Annotated in this window: 18 protein-coding genes; 8 read left to right on the top strand and 10 right to left on the bottom strand. The window is 51.3% G+C overall.

Annotated features, from left to right (window positions below):
* Positions 1–150 precede the first annotated feature (150 nt).
* Complete coding sequence (locus ABEW34_RS19050) at positions 151–414, bottom strand: DUF7667 family protein (RefSeq protein WP_430160812.1); 264 nt, start codon at positions 412–414, stop codon at positions 151–153.
* A 531-nt stretch (positions 415–945) separates the two neighbouring features.
* On the opposite strand from ABEW34_RS19050, the gene ABEW34_RS19045 reads away from it, so the two are divergent.
* Positions 946–1,680 (top strand): MgtC/SapB family protein, encoded by a 735-nt coding sequence (locus ABEW34_RS19045; RefSeq protein ID WP_430160810.1) that lies wholly within the window; start codon positions 946–948, stop codon positions 1,678–1,680.
* Between the two features lie 347 nt (positions 1,681–2,027).
* Here the strand turns inward: ABEW34_RS19045 and ABEW34_RS19040 are convergent, their stop codons facing one another.
* The 4 genes from ABEW34_RS19040 to ABEW34_RS19025 form a co-directional block, all read right to left on the bottom strand.
* Entirely contained in the window at positions 2,028–2,474 is a 447-nt protein-coding gene (locus ABEW34_RS19040) for a DUF1284 domain-containing protein (protein WP_430160808.1), read from the bottom strand.
* A gap of 96 nt (positions 2,475–2,570) precedes the next feature.
* Positions 2,571–3,386, bottom strand: coding sequence for a GNAT family N-acetyltransferase (locus ABEW34_RS19035; protein ID WP_430160806.1), 816 nt, complete (start codon positions 3,384–3,386; stop codon positions 2,571–2,573).
* 29 nt (positions 3,387–3,415) lie between these two features.
* The gene (locus ABEW34_RS19030) at positions 3,416–3,625 is read right to left on the bottom strand and encodes a hypothetical protein (protein WP_430160805.1); all 210 of its coding nucleotides are present in this window, start codon (positions 3,623–3,625) and stop codon (positions 3,416–3,418) included.
* Positions 3,626–3,843: 218 nt separating this feature from the next.
* Positions 3,844–4,092: an NAD-dependent epimerase/dehydratase family protein gene (locus ABEW34_RS19025; protein WP_430160803.1), complete on the bottom strand. Its 249-nt coding sequence runs from the start codon at positions 4,090–4,092 to the stop codon at positions 3,844–3,846.
* Positions 4,093–4,211: 119 nt separating this feature from the next.
* Between ABEW34_RS19025 and ABEW34_RS19020 the strand changes: the two genes are divergently transcribed.
* The 4 genes from ABEW34_RS19020 (at position 4,212) to ABEW34_RS19005 (ending at position 8,203) form a co-directional block, all read left to right on the top strand.
* Entirely contained in the window at positions 4,212–4,889 is a 678-nt protein-coding gene (locus ABEW34_RS19020; protein ID WP_430160801.1) for a response regulator transcription factor, read from the top strand.
* The gene (locus ABEW34_RS19015; RefSeq protein ID WP_430160800.1) at positions 4,886–6,304 is read left to right on the top strand and encodes a sensor histidine kinase; all 1,419 of its coding nucleotides are present in this window, start codon (positions 4,886–4,888) and stop codon (positions 6,302–6,304) included. The genes ABEW34_RS19020 and ABEW34_RS19015 overlap by 4 nt, the downstream gene beginning before the upstream one ends.
* 97 nt (positions 6,305–6,401) lie before the next feature.
* Positions 6,402–7,526 carry an ABC transporter permease gene (locus tag ABEW34_RS19010; RefSeq protein ID WP_430160798.1) on the top strand — a complete coding sequence of 375 codons (1,125 nt, stop codon included), beginning with the start codon at positions 6,402–6,404 and terminating at the stop codon, positions 7,524–7,526.
* Complete coding sequence (locus ABEW34_RS19005) at positions 7,523–8,203, top strand: ABC transporter ATP-binding protein (RefSeq protein ID WP_430160797.1); 681 nt, start codon at positions 7,523–7,525, stop codon at positions 8,201–8,203. Before ABEW34_RS19010 ends, ABEW34_RS19005 begins: the two co-directional genes overlap by 4 nt.
* 343 nt (positions 8,204–8,546) lie before the next feature.
* Here the strand turns inward: ABEW34_RS19005 and rsgA are convergent, their stop codons facing one another.
* On the bottom strand, positions 8,547–9,704 hold the full coding sequence (rsgA, locus tag ABEW34_RS19000; protein ID WP_430160959.1) for a ribosome small subunit-dependent GTPase A: 1,158 nt from the start codon (positions 9,702–9,704) through the stop codon (positions 8,547–8,549).
* 542 nt (positions 9,705–10,246) lie between these two features.
* Here rsgA and ABEW34_RS18995 point away from each other — a divergent pair.
* Positions 10,247–10,762 carry a nucleoside 2-deoxyribosyltransferase gene (locus tag ABEW34_RS18995; protein WP_430160796.1) on the top strand — a complete coding sequence of 172 codons (516 nt, stop codon included), beginning with the start codon at positions 10,247–10,249 and terminating at the stop codon, positions 10,760–10,762.
* A gap of 149 nt (positions 10,763–10,911) precedes the next feature.
* On the opposite strand, the gene ABEW34_RS18990 is transcribed toward ABEW34_RS18995, so the two are convergent.
* Both ABEW34_RS18990 and ABEW34_RS18985 read right to left on the bottom strand, forming a co-directional pair.
* On the bottom strand, positions 10,912–12,633 hold the full coding sequence (locus ABEW34_RS18990) for a family 10 glycosylhydrolase (protein WP_430160795.1): 1,722 nt from the start codon (positions 12,631–12,633) through the stop codon (positions 10,912–10,914).
* A gap of 121 nt (positions 12,634–12,754) precedes the next feature.
* A complete protein-coding gene (locus tag ABEW34_RS18985) occupies positions 12,755–13,360 on the bottom strand; it encodes a hypothetical protein (RefSeq protein WP_430160793.1) in 606 nt (201 codons plus the stop codon).
* 148 nt (positions 13,361–13,508) lie between these two features.
* Between ABEW34_RS18985 and ABEW34_RS18980 the strand changes: the two genes are divergently transcribed.
* Complete coding sequence (locus ABEW34_RS18980; RefSeq protein WP_430160957.1) at positions 13,509–15,506, top strand: DUF2157 domain-containing protein; 1,998 nt, start codon at positions 13,509–13,511, stop codon at positions 15,504–15,506.
* Positions 15,507–15,542: 36 nt separating this feature from the next.
* A complete protein-coding gene (locus tag ABEW34_RS18975) occupies positions 15,543–15,695 on the top strand; it encodes a hypothetical protein (protein WP_430160792.1) in 153 nt (50 codons plus the stop codon).
* Positions 15,696–15,915: 220 nt separating this feature from the next.
* On the opposite strand, the gene speD is transcribed toward ABEW34_RS18975, so the two are convergent.
* Both speD and ABEW34_RS18965 read right to left on the bottom strand, forming a co-directional pair.
* Positions 15,916–16,374: an adenosylmethionine decarboxylase gene (gene speD, locus ABEW34_RS18970; RefSeq protein WP_430160790.1), complete on the bottom strand. Its 459-nt coding sequence runs from the start codon at positions 16,372–16,374 to the stop codon at positions 15,916–15,918.
* Positions 16,375–16,376: 2 nt separating this feature from the next.
* Complete coding sequence (locus ABEW34_RS18965) at positions 16,377–17,261, bottom strand: carbon-nitrogen hydrolase family protein (RefSeq protein ID WP_430160788.1); 885 nt, start codon at positions 17,259–17,261, stop codon at positions 16,377–16,379.
* Position 17,262 lies beyond the last annotated feature (1 nt).

Here is a 17,262-nt window from a genome sequence, read left to right as displayed (position 1 = left end):
TTAATCTCTCCTTTAAGGGTATATGGGGTTTCCGTTATTTGGATAAATCGACTACGAACATAATACGCTGCCAAAACAGAAAAATACCGCTCCTCCAGATGATCCCCCGGAAAACGGTATTTTGCGCTGCTTATTGATTGAAGGTAGCATTTATTCCGCACCTGCCGTGCCGGATTTTTTCCGCTTGCCCGTCAGCTGGAACTGCTCGATTTCCTTGCATATTTCATGCTGCCACTGGATATCCTTGCTCATTGAAGCAAGCAGCGACATATTTGCCAAATAAGCGGCTTCGCTGACATAATTCACGTTGAGCTGCTGGCATTGCTCCAGCTCCGCGGCTTCGCTTGGCGAAAGCCGCCGTTTTTGGCTTTGCAGCCATAGCTCTGCCATTCGCTGATGAAACGGGGTTACCACTTGCGACCACCACCCTATACGAGCCAGCGTACCCTTTTTAGCCGCAAAATATGCTTTACACCCTTCTATTTTACGTAGCAGCTGCGCAATAAGCTCCACCATTTAGTATTGATAAGTTTCGCTCGAATTGATCCCCGTATGGGATCATTAACGATCTGGCATAGTAAGGGGGTAGTTTTCATAATATTTTTGATCAAATAAATCATTATAACGTTTTTATATTTCATTTTTTCGTATCTTTATTTCATTTATTTGCGCTATTGTACTGCACAAGGATGCTCTTTCTGCTAAACTGATATTAGGTATAGCGCTTTCATTCCACTTGCTTAGCGAAATTTCCAGCTATTGACGTAATGTTCATTCGAACGTATTATCGTTGATAAACCGCAGCAGTATTGACGGCGTCATTATTTGCATAAGATGGGGAGGAAGCGTACTTGCGTCTAGATTTTCATTTTAGTTTGGAAAATACACCTTATTCGATTACTCAGCTGCAGCCGCTCACGCCACTCTTCGGGAAAGGAGACTAACATGACGAATACCGTTTCTTCCGTGTGGGAAATCAGCTATTATGAGCTGACCATTCGCCTGCTGCTCGCAGTCGTGCTTGGCGGACTCGTCGGTCTTGAGCGCGAATTCGGCGGCCACTCCGCAGGCTTCCGCACACATATCCTCGTATCTCTAGGCTCTTCTACCGTCGTTTTGCTATCCATGTACGGATTCGCTGCATTCGCGAACGAGCCTCGTGTTAGTCTCGATCCGGCAAGGCTCGCGGCGCAGGTCATCAGCGGCATCGGCTTCCTGGGAGCCGGCACCATTCTCCGCAAGGGCAATGGCATTTCGGGCCTGACAACGGCAGCTTCTTTGTGGGTTGTAGCAGCCATCGGTCTATCGGTTGGAGCTGGATTTTATGTGGCAGCAGCTATCTCTACTACATTGGCGGTGATATCTTTGTTTGTGTTCAACAAACTGGAAAAAACATTTTCACGGGCAAAACGCATTCATGAAATTAGATTTAAGCTGGCGAAGCACTCTTCCGGCTTACAGGACATAGTCGCCACTTTCCATGAGCATGGCATGAAAATTCATAAGCTGACCATATTGGATGATGACGACGACTCCTCTGAGCAAATGGGAGGTTCGAAGACGATGAATGTTATTATTCAGGTGAAATTCAAAGGAACAAGCCTTTTCAGCGATTTAACGCTCGTCATGGCCTCCATGGATGGCGTTCGGGGCATGGAAATTAGCGGTGAACCGCTTTAATTATAGTTGGCAGGCCTGTTATGAACCAAGCTTAAGCTAAATTCCGTACAATTATGATCATTTATCCAAGAAGAAGCAATCCCGAGTGTTTAGCCTCTCGGGATTGCTTCTTCTTTTTCTATTGCGTCCTCATCATTTTAATAACCGTGATGATTGACAACATCATCACAGGAATGAGTACAGCTACAGCCTTATTAGAACCATCCAACAGCAACCAAGTACTAATACCTAACAATAGGATCAAAACCCCTAAAATCCAATAACCCGTATGTGTTATCTTACTTTTCGATTTTGAAAAGGAACCCATAAATTAGAATATTGCCCAATATCATATATCCCGCAACTTTCTAGTTAGACGTAGATTCAAAGTAAGGAACCGGCAGCATCCTTAGCTCACGAGATTCGCGGATATGGCCGATGCCCTCCTGGCACATGCCGTACGGCTGCCATGGGCAGTCCGAGCAGAGGCGGTTAATATCGTCAGGCACAATGCGGCTTGCGACTGACTCGCACACATCGGACCATTTTGCCACACTGCCTATCGTTAAACCAACTTCCCGCAAAATGGCTTGGTCCTTCTGGTAGACGCTCTTATTCTGGCAATGGGACGGCTTATCCGTCGGGAACGCCTTGCAAATATCATCAGGACCGTCAATAATTTCGATGACCGTATCCGGCTGCTGACGCAGCTGCTCATATACGGCTGTCATATTGACGCAGAAGCCCTCTGAGTAGCCCTTACCCCGATAACCGAGCAGACAAAATAAATGATGGCCCCGCAAACGAATGTTCATGACATTTCCTCCCGCTTCTCACTTTCACTGTTAACCAAATTATATCACGAAGGTTAACATACTTGCGAGCAACAAGCGGCGAGTGAACAGGATGTACTAGGAGAAGCGGTATTCAAAAATTTGTCCGCTGGGGCGAAAGCCAATATTGCGATATGCTTTATTTGCGGCAGGGTTTTGCACATCCGCATACAGCATCGGCTCTAACCCTCCTGCCACAATAATGGTGCTTACCTTTGCGACCAATGCACTGGCAAATCCGCGATTTCTCGCATCCAGCCCCGTATAAACCGCATTAATTCTAGCATGCCTTGCCGTCCGATGGGCTATCGCTGCCATGGATACAAGCTTCTCCTCCTCCACCCACACATATAATTCACCCGATTCTACCATTTCCGCAGCAGCCGGAATTTGGCTCGCTACCTCCACCTGCTGACCGTAAGCCTCCTGCGTAAACGCTGCGATGAAACCAGCCACCGTCTTAATATCTTCCGTTCTCGCTTTCCTTATGGCCCCCGCTATGTCTAAAGGCGGCCGTACGACTGGGCACCGATAAGCCTCCAGCTTTATATGCAGACGCTGGCTCTGCCCTGTTAACGGCGGATACACTCTGGCGAAAAGCCCGGCCAGCTCCGGGCTGCCCGATATCCCCGTCACCTCAATGCCTTCTCTATACAGCTGCCCCGCCAGATTTCGAGCCATTCCCTCACGAACCGCGTTCGGCAGCTCGGGCGCCATCCACAACCATCCGCTATTGCCGGGCGTTTTTGCAAAAACCAGTGTATCATCCGCCGTCTTCCAGCAGAGCCTCGTCTCCGAATCACAAATTCGGTAAATGATATTATAGGCAACCTCATCAGCAAGGAATGACGCCTGCTTCAACACCGAATCGCCGCCTTCAAACCTTTCCAGCATCAGCCTCTTCTCCTCTTTATAAATTCACTTTATTGCCTCGTGTTTGCCAGCTCATCGATCAATTCCGGCAGCCAATCATCTATGTGCGAAAATGCAAATCCTGCCGATTCCGCCTTGCTTGTATCCATATACCATGAAGCCGGCACTCCAAATGGCGACTGATGCTGTTCAGATGCCTCTTCAACAATTTTTGCACGTTTTCCCATAATTCCTTCAATAAGCGACATGTTCTGATTCAAGCCGACTTTTCCTTGAGAGCAAGCATTGATCGGCCCTATAAGCTCAGATTTACCAAGTCAATCAAGGAATTCAGCCGCTCCATTCGAGTAAATGAACGATAGTCCCGCCTCAGGAGCGGGCATGACAAACGCTATTCATTTTTGCACATTTTCAACATGAAAGCGCAGCCGGCGGGTGTAATCATCCGGCCCGAGGACGATCGGAATGCGAACCGCTGCTACCGGAAACAGCGCCTCCTTAGGTGAAAGCAACTATTGTCGCAGATGACGTCTAAGCTTGACCCGCCAAGCGCTGTAGCTATTGCCGCCGCGTCAGTTCGTTCGACAACTATGCGTTTTACCGTGTCGCCAAAAGGGTCAGGCTTAATGCCGCGAGTAACGATCGTCACTTCCGCCTGCTGACCAATAAGCCGCTGTACAAGCTTTTTTCCGAAAAACTGCGTTCCTCCCAGAATCAATACCTTCACCATCCGTACCTCCAACGCTTTGAATTTTTGTATAGTTCCTGTATTGTAACATTATCGCAAATGCTACAGTTAGAAATATAAGGAAATTCTAATTCATTCCCTATTTTCAGGAGGTTACGATGAAAACGCTGCTTGTAGTCGACGACGATCCCCATATTCGCACGCTGCTGAGGCACTTTATGACGAAGGAAGGCTATCGCGTCGTTGAGGCAAAAGAGGGAGAGGATGCTCTGCATAAGCTGAAGGAGCATTCGGTGGATCTTGCGATATTAGACGTCATGATGCCGCGGATGGATGGACTAGAGCTTTGCGGGTATATTCGGACGAATTACGATATCCCGATTATTTTGCTGACGGCGCGGGAGCAGCTGACCGATAAGGAGCAGGGTTATTTGCGCGGCACTGACGATTATGTCACCAAGCCGTTTGAACCCGAGGAGCTGCTGTTTCGCATCAAGGCGCTGTTTCGCCGTTATTCCATTTCCTCCAGCGACAAAATCCAGCTCGGCCGCCTCACCATTGACCGTAAAAACTACGAGATTGCCGATGGCGATGCGATGCTGCTGCTGCCGCTTAAGGAGTTTGAGCTGCTGGCGCAGCTTGCCGAATACCCGGGACGGCTGTTTTCCCGCGAGGAGCTTATACGGCTCGTATGGGCGGCGGATTATGAAGGGGATGAACGGACGGTGGATGTGCATATTAAACGGCTGCGGCAGCGTTTTTCCGCTCATGATCAAGATTTTCGCATTACGACCGTGCGGGGCATCGGATATAAGATTGAGGCGGCAGCGCCATGAAGTCGCTATACTCCAGAGTTTTTCTAGTGGCAATGGCGGCGATTATTGGCAGCAGCCTGCTCGGGTTTCTGGTATCCAATCTTTATTATCATAACAAGCTTAAGCCCTATAACGATGCCAAGCTGACGAGCATCGCCCTGCAAATGCAGCAGTTCGCCGAAGCCCAGCCGGAGCTGGCCTCCGCTTACTTTGCCAATGCGGCTGAGCTCGGCTATGAGATATTGCTGGTGGATGATCAGGAAGAGGAGCTTTTTTTCGGGCGTGCTTTTCGTGAAAAAGAGCTGGCGGATGACGTGCTGAGCAGCGTACTTGCCGGCGGGCAATACCACGGCATCGCGGAATTTCCAAATCAGCCTTTCATTACGGGCTTTTTCGATAACACGCTCAGCAATACGGTTGGCGTTCCGCTGCAATTGGAAGGCAAGCAGTATGCCCTGTTCATACGCCCGGATGTCATTTTGCAATTTGGCGAGCTGCGCAGCTTCTTCGCGATGATCGGGCTGCTGACCGTCGCCTTTAGCCTGCTCTGCTTCTTGCTCAGCACCCGCTATTTGGTGAAGCCCGTCACGAGGCTAACGGAAGCAACGCAGCGAATTGCCCAAGGCCATTATGCCCTGTCGCTGAATACGAATCGGCGGGATGAAATCGGGCAGCTCGCTGCCCATTTTACGACAATGAGCCAGGAGCTGGAGCGGGTAGAGCAGGCACGGCAGGAGTTTGTCGCCAACGTGTCACACGAAATCCAGTCGCCGCTTACCTCTATTCAAGGCTTTGCTCAAGCTTTGGCGGAGAAAGAGCTTGCCGCGGAGGAACGTACCCATTATGCGGCTATCATTGGCGAGGAAAGCCGCCGCCTTGCGGCACTCACCAAGGAGCTGCTGCTGCTCTCCTCGCTGGACCAGGCAGCGGATGTGCTTCAGCGCAAGCCCTTTAATCTGCGCACTCAGCTGCGACAGGTTGCGCAAGTGATGGAGTGGCAGCTAACGGAGAAGGAGCTTGCGCTCAAAATCGCCGTCTCCAGCTCTCTCATGCTCGTTGGCGATGAAATGCTGCTTAATCAGGTATGGACGAATCTGCTGTCCAATGCTGTAAAATATACGCCGGCAGGAAGGGCGATTGAGATAGAAGCCCAGCTTGAGCGAGGGCACTGTGTCATTCGGGTCACCGATACGGGAGACGGCATCAGCAAGGAGCGGCTGCCGTTTCTGTTCGATCGCTTCTACCGCGCCGATCGGGCCAGAGAACGCGGGATCGGTGGCGGCCCTAGCCCCAACAATCGTCCAGATGACTCGGTCGGCTCGGGGCTAGGGCTCGCCATTACTCAAAAAATCGTCCACCTGCATAACGGGACGATTGAGGCTGCAAGCGAGCCCGGTAAAGGCACGACCTTCACCGTGACACTTCCACAGCCATAACTTATCGCTTTGGGTTATCCTCATTTGTAATTTGCCGTTCATACGCCGTTCATTTTCACTTTCTACACTTGTGGCATCACAAGTAGGAGGGATGAGAATGTATTTAGCTCTTAGAGAAATGCGTTTTGCCAAAACCCGTTATTTGCTCATTATGGCGATTATGCTGCTCGTTTCCTTTCTGGTCCTGTTCGTAACCGGACTTGCGGGTGGGCTCGCATATGCGAATGCCTCTGCGGTTGAAAATATGCCTGCTACCCATTTCCTTATGCAGCAGGACGCGAGCCAGCGCTTCGCCCGCTCCATCGTTGGGGAGAAGGAGCTTAACACCGCCCGTTCGGTCATTGGCGACGCGAAGGCCCAGCGGCTTGGCGTGCAGATGACGACGGTAACCGGCGGAACAGATGGAATGAAAACAGACATTACGTTATTTGGTGTGGACATGGGCAGTTGGCTCGCTCCAACGGTCGTCTCCGGCTTAGCCGTACCTAACACGGGAGCTGGGGAAGTTGTCGTAGACCGCAAGCTGGCGGAGGAAGGCATTACCGTCGGCAGCTTGCTGCATGACCAAACGACAGGACTCACGTGGACCGTTAGCGGCTTTACGGAAAATCAGTCGTTCAGCCATACGCCTGCCGTATTTATGAACCTGCGCGACTGGCAGCAGCTGAAGCAGCAAATGGCTGGCCGGGCTGCTGCTGATCCCTCATTTGCCGCTCCCTTCAACGCCATCGCCATACAAGCAACAGATGCAGAAGCGGAGCTGCTTTCACAGCAGCTTGAAGGTACGGAGATCATTACAAATAAGCAAGCGGTAGCCAGCATACCCGGCTACAAGGAAGAGCAAGGCTCGCTGATGATGATGATCGGCTTCCTGTTCGTCATTTCCGCTTTCGTGCTTGCCGTCTTCTTCTACGTCATTACCATTCAGAAGTCGAGCCAATTCGGCATTCTTAAAGCGATTGGCACCAAAACGTTCTATTTAGCGCGCAGCGTTGTGGCTCAAGCGCTCGTACTCGCTGCCGCCAGCTTGGCCATAAGCTGCATACTGGTCGCGGTCATGCAGGCGGCACTGCCCGCTTCAATGCCATTTCAGCTATCGCCAGTCACGACCTTGTATACTTGCCTGCTGTTTATCGCCATGTCGCTGCTTGGATCGCTTGTTTCAGTCCTTCAAGTGGCGCGAACTGATGCACTGGATGCAATAGGGAGGGCTGCTGGATGACAACGTCAAAGCTTATGCTGAATGAAATTACACGGGTTTATCATGATGGCGATACCGAGCTGACCGTGCTGGATAAGCTATCGCTTGAAGTAGAGGCGGGCGAGCTCGTCGCGGTTATGGGGCCTTCCGGCTCAGGTAAAAGCACCTTTCTCTCGATTGCAGGGGCGCTTCTGACACCGACGAGCGGCGAGGTGCTCATCGACGGCGAATCGCTTGCCGGCAAAAACGGGCAGCAGCTCAGCAAGCTGCGGCTGCATAACATCGGTTTTATTTTTCAAAGCGCTAATCTGCTTCCGTATTTGAAGGTGGAGGAGCAGCTGATGCTCGTCGCCAAGCTGGCTGATAGGGATAAGCGAGCCGCCAAGGCACGTGCTGCCATGCTGCTGGAGCGTCTGGGCCTGCTGCATCGGCGGTCGGCCTATCCGAATCAGCTCTCCGGCGGAGAAAAACAGCGGGTTGCCATTGCGCGCGCCTGGATGAATGACCCGGCTATTTTATTTGCCGATGAGCCGACGGCGAGCCTGGACGCGAGCCGTGGACAGGATGTTGTGGCGATGCTCGCCCGTGAGGTGAAAACAGAGGGAAAAGCCGCCGTTATGGTTACCCATGATGAGCGTGTGCTGCATTTATGCGACCGGATTTTACATTTGAAAAATGGCGTATTAGTCAGCGCTTAAGCTGTGACATAACGACCATATGACCGCCGTACGAGCTGGATTTAAGCCCACAGCCTTAACCCCCCGCCCATTTTTGGCAGCCATCTTGGAACTGGATTAGCACAGCGGCCAGCTGCCGTCCGAGGATGAACCGGGGCATATAAAGCCTGCAGACATTGACGGATTTCTGGAAAACAATTTTAAACCGCAGATCCATCGTATGCTGGACGCGAAAAACCGCCTGCCTCCGGAATTTCGGGAGCAGGCGGTTTTTCGTTATTCGCATTTTCAGAGCCTGTATTTAACCAGTATTAAGTCTGTATATAGTCTGCTTTCAGCATATTTCTAGTCGCTGTTGAGTTATTTATTCATCATCGCCTATATCGCCCGCATAGGCCGAAGCCGCCCGTCTGCCTACCCGGGATTTAGCGGATACGCGCTTCTCGGCCTGTTTTTTTGTGCGCCTATTCACCGATTCCTCTTTACGTGCCATATGAGCGAGCTCCTTCTCCATCTTCTTGAAGTTGGCGAAGCGGCGCTGCTCCAGCGTTCCATCCGCAATCGCCTGCTTGACCGCACAGCCCTCCTCCCGCTCATGACGGCAATCTTGAAAACGGCAGCTCGCAGCCAGCTCTCCAATATCGGAAAAGGTAGTATCCATCCCCTCATCCGACTCCCATAATTGCAGCTCACGCATACCTGGCGTGTCAACGATAATCGCGCCGCTCGGCGTCACAAACATTTCGCGGTGCGTCGTCGTATGCCGCCCTCTGGCGTCGCTTTCGCGAATGTCCTGGACGCGCTGCTTCTCGGCATCTGCCAGCCAGTTAAGCAGCGTTGATTTGCCAACACCGGAGGAGCCGGTTATCGCGATCGTCTGCCCGGGGAGCAAGTATTCGGCCAACGCCTCCCGCCCCTGATTTTCAAAAGCACTCACGGCATGGACGGGAACACCGGGAGCTATACCCTCCACCAGAGCAGTATAATGATCGGGAGCCTCACAAAGATCGGCCTTGGTCAACAGTACGACCGGCTTCGCTCCGCTTTCCCAGACAGCGAGCAAGTAACGCTCTATTTTCCGCAAATTAAAATCCTGATTCAAGGCGTTCGTTATAAAAACATAATCCAGATTGGCGCTGATCACCTGCATATCGACCCGCTGACCCGCCTCCTTGCGTACCATCGCCGAGCGGCGGGGCAGAAGCGCATGAATAACGGCCCTCGCTTCACCGGGGAGCGGCTGCACCAGCACCCAATCGCCTACCGCTGGAAAATCACCGCGATTGACCGCTTCAAACTCGAACTTCCCAGTGACGATGGCCGCATGCTCGCCTGCCTCCGTCACAATTCGGTACTGATGCGAAAACTGCGCCACAACGCGAGCTGGCACCAGCGGCACACCTACTGCTGCTATGCGCTGCAGCTCCGCTTCCCAATGCTCATTCCAGCCATAGGCTTGCAGCAGCGAGTTGTGTTTTGGCGTTCCTGGTTGTTGCTTGGTTTCTTGATTTTCTGGTTTCAATGTCAAATCGTATTCCTCCATTTATTGGATAATGAGTTATTTAGGTACAACAAAAAAGACCACAGCATAATCCTGCGGTCTTTTTCTCGCACAGCGATGCCAAGGGGCAACATCTGCGCGCACAGTCGCAAAGGGCCGTATCCACCATTCGGCGGCTAGAGCCCGTTTCGAGGGTGAAATATAAGCCGATTATAAGCGTGAAACTTACAAAGGCTTATATTTGAAAAAAGTCCGCAAGACACCAACCTGGTCTCCTGCGGACACAAAAAAAGCTTCAAAAGCAGCCCTGCTGCGCCTTGCCCAGCATAAGCCTATTGCTCTATCCGTCTTCTTAGCTTAAGTCCGTAGAGACCGACGCCATTACAATTAATTCTCTGCTCATTGTGCTCATATAACATCAGCCTCCTTCTTCAAATTAGTTCCAGTATAGACTTGGATGACCAGCCAGTCAAGCCGGGCAGCTGCCTTTTTATTGCTACTTTATTTAGAGACGTAGTAGAATAAAGCTTAAAAACGTGCCTTAGGCACGAAGGAGAATGGGAATGGACGAGACGACAACAGGGAAACTAAAAGTATATATGGCGGGCTTTGAGGTGTTCCGCACCGATGCTGTGGCGCTGGGCAAGCAAATGAAGGAGCTGTGCGAGGCATACGGCTTTGAAGGCATTTTCCCACTTGATAAGGATATTAAGCCTTCACCGACAAAATGGGAGACGGCGCAGGCGATTTTCGCTGGCAACGTCAAGCTTGTGCAGAAGGCCGATATTATCATCGCCAACTTGAACCCTTTTCGCGGGCACGAGCCGGATTCCGGCACTGTATTTGAGTGCGGGCTTGGCTACGCGATGAATAAGAAGCTTTACGGCTTCGTCAGCGATAAGCGCACACAGGCAGAGAAGCTGCTGCCCGGCATTGATTCACAAACCGGACTTTATCAGGATGGCATGCAGGTTGAGAACTTCGAGCTGCCAACCAATCTTATGCTATCTGTCCCACTGACGATAGTTGAGGGTGGGCTTGAGGATGCCTTGAAGCAGGCACGCCAGGACCTTTTATAAATTAGACGACATAGTAGAGATCGGATCGCGTTACGATATTCTTTCCTATATTTTAGAAAACAGCCGCTGTTCCCTTCCTTAGAAAGGGCACAGCGGCTGTTTTGGCTTTATTTTATAAATATAGAAGTGCGTTTGGATGCTGTTCGAGTTTACTTCCCGTAGTAGCTTTTCAAAGCATCAATTATGCCGAGCGGGTTTTTGCGCAGGTCTTTGGCACTGAAATAAATATCGCCCTTCACCTCAGGATGCTTCGTATTGTATTTCAGCTGCTTGATGATTTCCTCCGAAGTTTGCCACCCCGTTTCTTTCGTTCCCAGCTTGTAGGCGGCATGGCCGATATAAAGATCGACACCCGTGTTCGCCACTTGGGCTGCCCACCAATCTACCACTTTATCGTAACGTGCTGCGGAGAGGGACATGCTCCAATACACTTGAGGAGCGACATAATCGATCCAGCCCTGCTTGACCCATTTGCGCACATCAGCCGACATGCTGTCGTATGCAGTCACTCCAGCATTCGTATCGGAGCCGTTCGCATCCTGCGATTTATTGCGCCATACACCGAATGGGCTGATGCCAAAAGCAACCGTCGGCCTGACGCTATGAATCGACTCGTCGAGCTGCCTTACGAATTCATCAATGTTGCTGCGTCTCCATTCCGCTTTGGTTGCCAGCTTCTTGCTATTATAGGCTTTGAACGTTGCATCATCACTCAGCGTAATGTTGGACGGATAAAAATAATCGTCCAAATGAACGCCATCGATATCGTAATTGTTCACAACCTCCATAATGACATCAATGACATGCTGCCGTGCTGCCGGAACGCCAGGATTAATAAGCAGCTGCGAGCCGGAGGTCAGCACCCAGTCGGGATGCTCCACCGCTACATGATTGGAAGCGAGCTTGCTCGTATCGGTATCCGTATTCGCCCGGAATGGATTGAACCAGGCATGGAACGTCATGCCGCGGCGATGCGTCTCATCCAGCATAAATTGCAGCGGATCGTAGGCAGGCGCCACCCCTTGCTTGCCCGTAAGCACCTTCGACCAAGGGACAAGCGATGATGGGTAAAGCGCATCAGCCGATGGACGAACCTGTACGAATACGGCATTCATCCCCATCGCCTGCACATCATCGAGCAATGCTTTAAATTCCTTCTCTTGCACAGCCTGTTTCCCATAGGAAGCCGTTGAAGGAAAATCCAAATTGTAGATCGTCGATACCCAAACTCCTCTTAGCTCGGTGCCCGCATCGGGAGTCGGTACGACTACCGACGGCAGCGGCTCTGTTGGAGCAGCAGGTGTTTGGGCCGGTGTAGAAGTGGGTATCGGAGTCGCCGTTGGACTCGGCTTCGCGGTAGCCGATGGTGTTGGAGCAGGCGTTGCGACCGGACTCGCTGGCGTGCTTGGCGCCGGACTAACGGTATCCTTGTACAAATTAACGACCTTGGCTTCATTATCCCATCTCACAGCAACGCCCAGCTGATTGCTGACAAAACGCAGCGGTACCATGACACGGCCGCTCACGGTCTGAACCGTCGCATCGAGCGTAATGACGCTGCCGTTGACAAAAGCGCTGTTTTGCCCCGAAACCATCGTAATAATCGTATCATCCTGACTAATCGTTACTTGCTTAGCCGCCTGCGACCATCTCACCTGTGCGCCCAGACTTTCGCTAATGACGCGCAGCGGCACCATCGTTACGTTCAAATCCTCCCGCAAATACGGCGGGACATCGCTGCTTACCACTTCGCCATCCAGCACAATTTGAATCGTCGGCGCTGCCGCAGCTTGTACAGAAGCTGGTGCTACGCCTGCCGGAATCATCAATATAAATAATAAGAGGAGCAGAAGCGCCCGTTTGAATCCCATTTCCTTAAAACCTCCAGATTTTTTAGTCATTTTTTCCTCTGATATGCTGAAAATATAGACGCTTCTTACTAAGACGAAGTTGCGTTTTAAGGTGAAAAAGCAAGCCGACGGTATAGACCGCTTAATCGATAACGGCGACTTTGTAGCCGCCTTCTTTGTTTTTTTGGAAGGTGTAGGTCATTGCGCTGTTCTCTTCAAAACCTGCCTCCGACCATAAATCGACCTTTACAACTACATTGATATTGCCAGAGTCAAAGTAAGTGACATCTCCGATTCCCGTAAAATAATAGTGGTAATAGCTCAAATAAAACTGAAACGGCTCCGCATGCGCCTGATCAAGAAAGGTGCTGTTAAATGCCTTTTGATCCTGCTTCAGCAGCGCCTCCAAATTCGCGTGCAGCGCTTCCGCCATCCCTTGCTCCTTCAGCTCGGATTGAGCCGCTTCCCAATCAATGTCCATCCCCGGTTCAAAATCGGCGGGCATGTTGGCGGATGCACCAGCCGTTTCACTCGGACTTGAAGCTGCGGAAGACTCTGGCTCCACCGCTGAACCAGCTTCCGGCACTTGCGTCGCTTCAGCTTCAGGTGATGCTGTGTTGGCCGATGACGCTGTACTAGACTGCGGCGCATTCTCGGCTGCGGAGCAGCCCGTGAGCAGCAGAATACAAACAGCTGCTGCCTGCACGATTTTCAGAACCATTAGAAACCAATCCCTTCTCTCAACCATGTACTCCTATGATCTAAACGCTAAAATCAGGAAAATAGTTTCGAGCTGCTGTTGGGCGATTCGGTACTATAAAAAGTGAGTACTAGTTCGCTGGCAAACAGGAGAATATAATGAGGCGTATACTCCCAGGGAAAGGCAAGTGAACGCTATGCTGCGTATAAACATGATAAGAATGGGCTTCCTGATGGGCATTGCATTGCTGCTTGCGGCTATTTTCTATTTATTCGCTGCGAATTGGAGCGGACTCAGCAGCTCTCACAAAATGCTGACCTCCGGCGGATTCGTTTTCTTTTTCTATATGCTGTCTTTCGGCTTCTCCCGGAGCAAGCTGCCGCTTGGCTTGTCCGCTTTTCTAAGCGGCATACTCCTAATCGCAGGCTGCATCGCCTTTGGAGCAGCCGCAGCGCTTGCTGACCAAATTTATAATCTGCATCAGCCTCCTTTCGTCATTTGTCTCATTTCAACTCTGCCGAGCCTGCTGCTCGCGTGGATTACGCGATACAAGCCGCTATACGTGCTCACTTATGTACTGGCGCATTTCACGCTGTATTTTTTGTTCGATTATCGTTTGTTTACGCCTAATGTGGAGATGAACACCCTGCTGGCCGATTCCACTTTTGTGGCGTTCAATCTAGCTCTGTTCCTGCTGGCACAGACTAAGCGGCTTACTTCTGAAATCGTTCGTCTGGCAAGCTTTGTAATGCTGCATATTTCGCTGCTTAACCTCGCTGGCGCCTTTGACTATGCCGGCCTATCGCTTTTCATGAATGTTTTGGATATCGCCGTCATTGCGGCCTGCTTCTATTACTTCATGCGCATACGGCTTGATAAAACGATGCTGACTCTTACCGCACTCGCTGCATCGGCATATACGGTAGCAAAATTCATCCGTTTCTCGCTGGAAACCGAGTCCGTCTTCCGTTTCGTGCTCGGCATCTTGTTCGTTATCGCGCTGCTTACGGCAAATGTGCTGTTTTTCCGCTATATGAACAGGTTAGGCAATAAAACCACTGCTGCCGAGAGAACCACTGAGAGTGTTAAAGAGCCTGCTTCGGGAGCTGCTCAGCAGCTCGTGAATACTACAGCAGAAAAGATCACTGACCACCATCTGCTGGGCAGCATCGTCTCTACAGTCATTACGATTGTTGGCATCATCATCGGCAGCATTTCTGTTATTGGCCTTGTCGTGCTGCTAACGGATGAGAATGGGCCGCTGAAGACGCCATATGCCCTTTATGCCTTATCGCTGCTGTTCATCGTACCGATGCTATTGCTGCCACGCGTAAATGCGGTCGTTCGCTACACGGTGTTTACGGTTGGCTTCGCCATGGGACTCGTGTCCATCGCCTGGATCGGGAAAGCGCCGCTGAGCGTCATTTTCCTGGCTATTGCCGTCATCAGCTGGCTTCGCCTTCAAGGACGGATGCAGCATTTGATCACCTATATGCTGATGAATATTGCCGCCGTGATTGTGCTTTATCAGCTATTCCAAAACATACACGATGCCTATTCCATCATCATCATTTCGTTGACTGTGCTTAATGCGGCAGTTTACGGCAGCTCATTCACAGGAGCCGATGGCGAGCGGCGCGCCCACATGAGAGAGGGCAGCCTGTTATTCAGCTATATTTTTCTCTTATGGATGACATCGCTGGACCCGGTATTTGCTTATTCAGTAACGCTGTTTAATGTGTTGGCCTTCCTTCTGCTGACGGCTGCGGTATTCCTGTTCATCAAGCGTGAGCAAACGCTGGAAACAACCGGAAGCTTCTTCTTCTGGCTCCTCTTTCTCACAATCAAATATTACGATTATTTGTGGACACTGCTGAACAAATCGGTCACGCTTGCGCTGCTTGGCATTGTCGCACTCGGGCTGTCTTACTGGTTCGCAAGCCGCCTGTTGAAGAGTGGGGAGCATTATGAGGAAAGGGATACACCCGGCTTTTTCATGGGAAAAAGGGTCTGGCTCATCGCCATAGTTGTGCTACTCCAGCTAGGCTTCATCAGCTATCAGACAGCTGCCAATGAGCGGGCACCTAGCGCTAATAACTATGCGACAGCCCTTGCCGCTCCGGCCAACGCTGCATTTACCGCCGTCACTATTTCCGCCACACGGTCTAATGCTAGCTGCGCTGGCTGCTCATAGCCGCATCGGCTAGCAATTCCAGCAAGCAGTTGAATCATGAAATCGAAGCATATGCATATGCGCATTACAAATAGCGCCAAGCCAGAAGGCTTGGCGCTTGTTTATTTGCCACGTGATCGTGTTAATCTGGAGACAGAGCGGAACACCCGGCGCATGTTCATTCTAACGGACACGAGATCCGCTATTTGAAGAAAAGAGGAACAAAATCTAATTGAGCGGACTACAAATCCGTTATTTCACCGAAACGGCGTTTAAAGAAGAGGAAAATAACAAAATGAGATCATTGGTGTCCGTCAAAATCCCAAAATCGTTATTTTTTCAAAAATAACGGCTCTGGTGTCCACCAGCAGCGGGAATTCAGCAGAATCATTCGCACTCGTATTCGTGGCACACTAGTACCGCCGCTCGGCTACGGCTTCATTTTCCCTCCCCCTTGCTCGCTCCCAAGGACCGAAGCTGGAATGGATGCGTCACACTCCACGTGATTGGCAAGCGGAAAACGAGTAATAACAAGCTCGCCCATGCCCCTCGTTATTTTCACCTCAGCCGTTTCCTGCGGTTGAAGGAACACGAGCATCGCCTGAATCGCAACATGAGGATCGACGGTATCGCCACAGGTGTAGCAGTCAAGCGCGGCAAAGCCCTTCTCGGGATACGTATGGATCGACATATGGCTTTCCGACAGCATGACGAGCACTGTCGCCCCCTGCGGCTCGAACTGCTCAGCTTGTACGGATAAAATCGTCGCGCCGCTCGCCTCTGCTGCTTGTACCATCTGCTGACTCAGAAGATCAGCGGCGTTCAAATGCTCGAATGCAATGCCCCAAGCGTCCATTGCGACATGGCGGCCATACGTTGAATATTCCATCTTCAGCACTCCCTCAGCAGCCTATTTTCATGGTGGTTATAAAGGTCAGGACGTCGGTCATAAAAAGGAGAGACCAACCCCTGCTCCCGATTTGTGCGCAGCATGGAAAAATCCAGCTCGGCCATCACGAACATGTCCTGATTCAGCTCGCCCGTCTCCAATATGCCATCCTCGGCAAAAGGAACATCGCAGGGCGTGAACAGCCCCGCCTGGCAATAGCCGCGGTCAACCTGCGGACGATCCTCGCCCAGTTCCCCAACGATACCGCTGAGCACAACGAACAGCTGGTTCTCAATCGCCCGAGCCTGCGCGCAAAGGCGCACCCGGTAATAGCCGAAGGAGGTGTCCGTATAGGACGGACACAGCAGCAGCTCCGCGCCTTGATCGGCAGCAAGCCTAGCCAGCTCGGGAAACTCTATATCGTAGCAGGTCAGCATCGCCAGCTTGCCCCAGCTTGTTTCCACCATATTGAGGCTGTCCCCTGCCGCCAGCGGCCAGCGTGTCTGCTCCTCTGGCGTGAGATGCAGCTTGCTTTGCGTCTCTATCCGTCCGTCCGGGAAGAACAAAAATGCTTTATTGTAAAACTTCCCGTCTTCCTTGCAAATATGGGTGCCGCCCAAAATCATCAAGCCCTGCTCACGGCTGTTTTTTTGCATCAAAGCCATATAATCCCCGGTGTAGCTGTCTAAGTATCGGCAGGCTGCCTCATGATCCATTTCCTCCGTAAAGCCCAGCAAATGTGCGGTCATATATTCGGGAAATACGATGAGATCCGCGCCCCGTGCCGCAGCCTCCTGGATGGTAGCCGTGATTTTTTGCCAAAATGCCGCCTCGGCCGTAATGCCCGTCAAGCTATATTGCACAGCTGCAACCAAAAATGGCCTCATA

Source organism: Paenibacillus algorifonticola, from assembly GCF_050481745.1.
Classification (GTDB): domain Bacteria; phylum Bacillota; class Bacilli; order Paenibacillales; family Paenibacillaceae; genus Pristimantibacillus; species Pristimantibacillus algorifonticola_A.
This window is presented reverse-complemented; position numbering and strand designations above follow the sequence as displayed.

Bases quoted from the DNA above. Each gene is read 5' to 3' on its own strand.
- ABEW34_RS19040 (WP_430160808.1), bottom strand. From the start codon at position 2,474: ATGAACATTCGTTTGCGGGGCCATCATTTATTTTGTCTGCTCGGTTAT.
- ABEW34_RS18965 (WP_430160788.1), bottom strand. From the start codon at position 17,261: ATGAGGCCATTTTTGGTTGCAGCTGTGCAATATAGCTTGACGGGCATT.
- ABEW34_RS19035 (WP_430160806.1), bottom strand. From the start codon at position 3,386: ATGCTGGAAAGGTTTGAAGGCGGCGATTCGGTGTTGAAGCAGGCGTCA.
- ABEW34_RS19020 (WP_430160801.1), top strand. From the start codon at position 4,212: ATGAAAACGCTGCTTGTAGTCGACGACGATCCCCATATTCGCACGCTG.
- ABEW34_RS19015 (WP_430160800.1), top strand. From the start codon at position 4,886: ATGAAGTCGCTATACTCCAGAGTTTTTCTAGTGGCAATGGCGGCGATT.
- ABEW34_RS19005 (WP_430160797.1), top strand. From the start codon at position 7,523: ATGACAACGTCAAAGCTTATGCTGAATGAAATTACACGGGTTTATCAT.
- ABEW34_RS18990 (WP_430160795.1), bottom strand. From the start codon at position 12,633: ATGGGATTCAAACGGGCGCTTCTGCTCCTCTTATTATTTATATTGATG.
- ABEW34_RS18985 (WP_430160793.1), bottom strand. From the start codon at position 13,360: ATGGTTGAGAGAAGGGATTGGTTTCTAATGGTTCTGAAAATCGTGCAG.
- ABEW34_RS18980 (WP_430160957.1), top strand. From the start codon at position 13,509: ATGCTGCGTATAAACATGATAAGAATGGGCTTCCTGATGGGCATTGCA.
- ABEW34_RS18995 (WP_430160796.1), top strand. From the start codon at position 10,247: ATGGACGAGACGACAACAGGGAAACTAAAAGTATATATGGCGGGCTTT.
- speD (WP_430160790.1), bottom strand. From the start codon at position 16,374: ATGGAATATTCAACGTATGGCCGCCATGTCGCAATGGACGCTTGGGGC.
- ABEW34_RS19010 (WP_430160798.1), top strand. From the start codon at position 6,402: ATGTATTTAGCTCTTAGAGAAATGCGTTTTGCCAAAACCCGTTATTTG.
- ABEW34_RS19045 (WP_430160810.1), top strand. From the start codon at position 946: ATGACGAATACCGTTTCTTCCGTGTGGGAAATCAGCTATTATGAGCTG.
- ABEW34_RS18975 (WP_430160792.1), top strand. From the start codon at position 15,543: ATGAAATCGAAGCATATGCATATGCGCATTACAAATAGCGCCAAGCCA.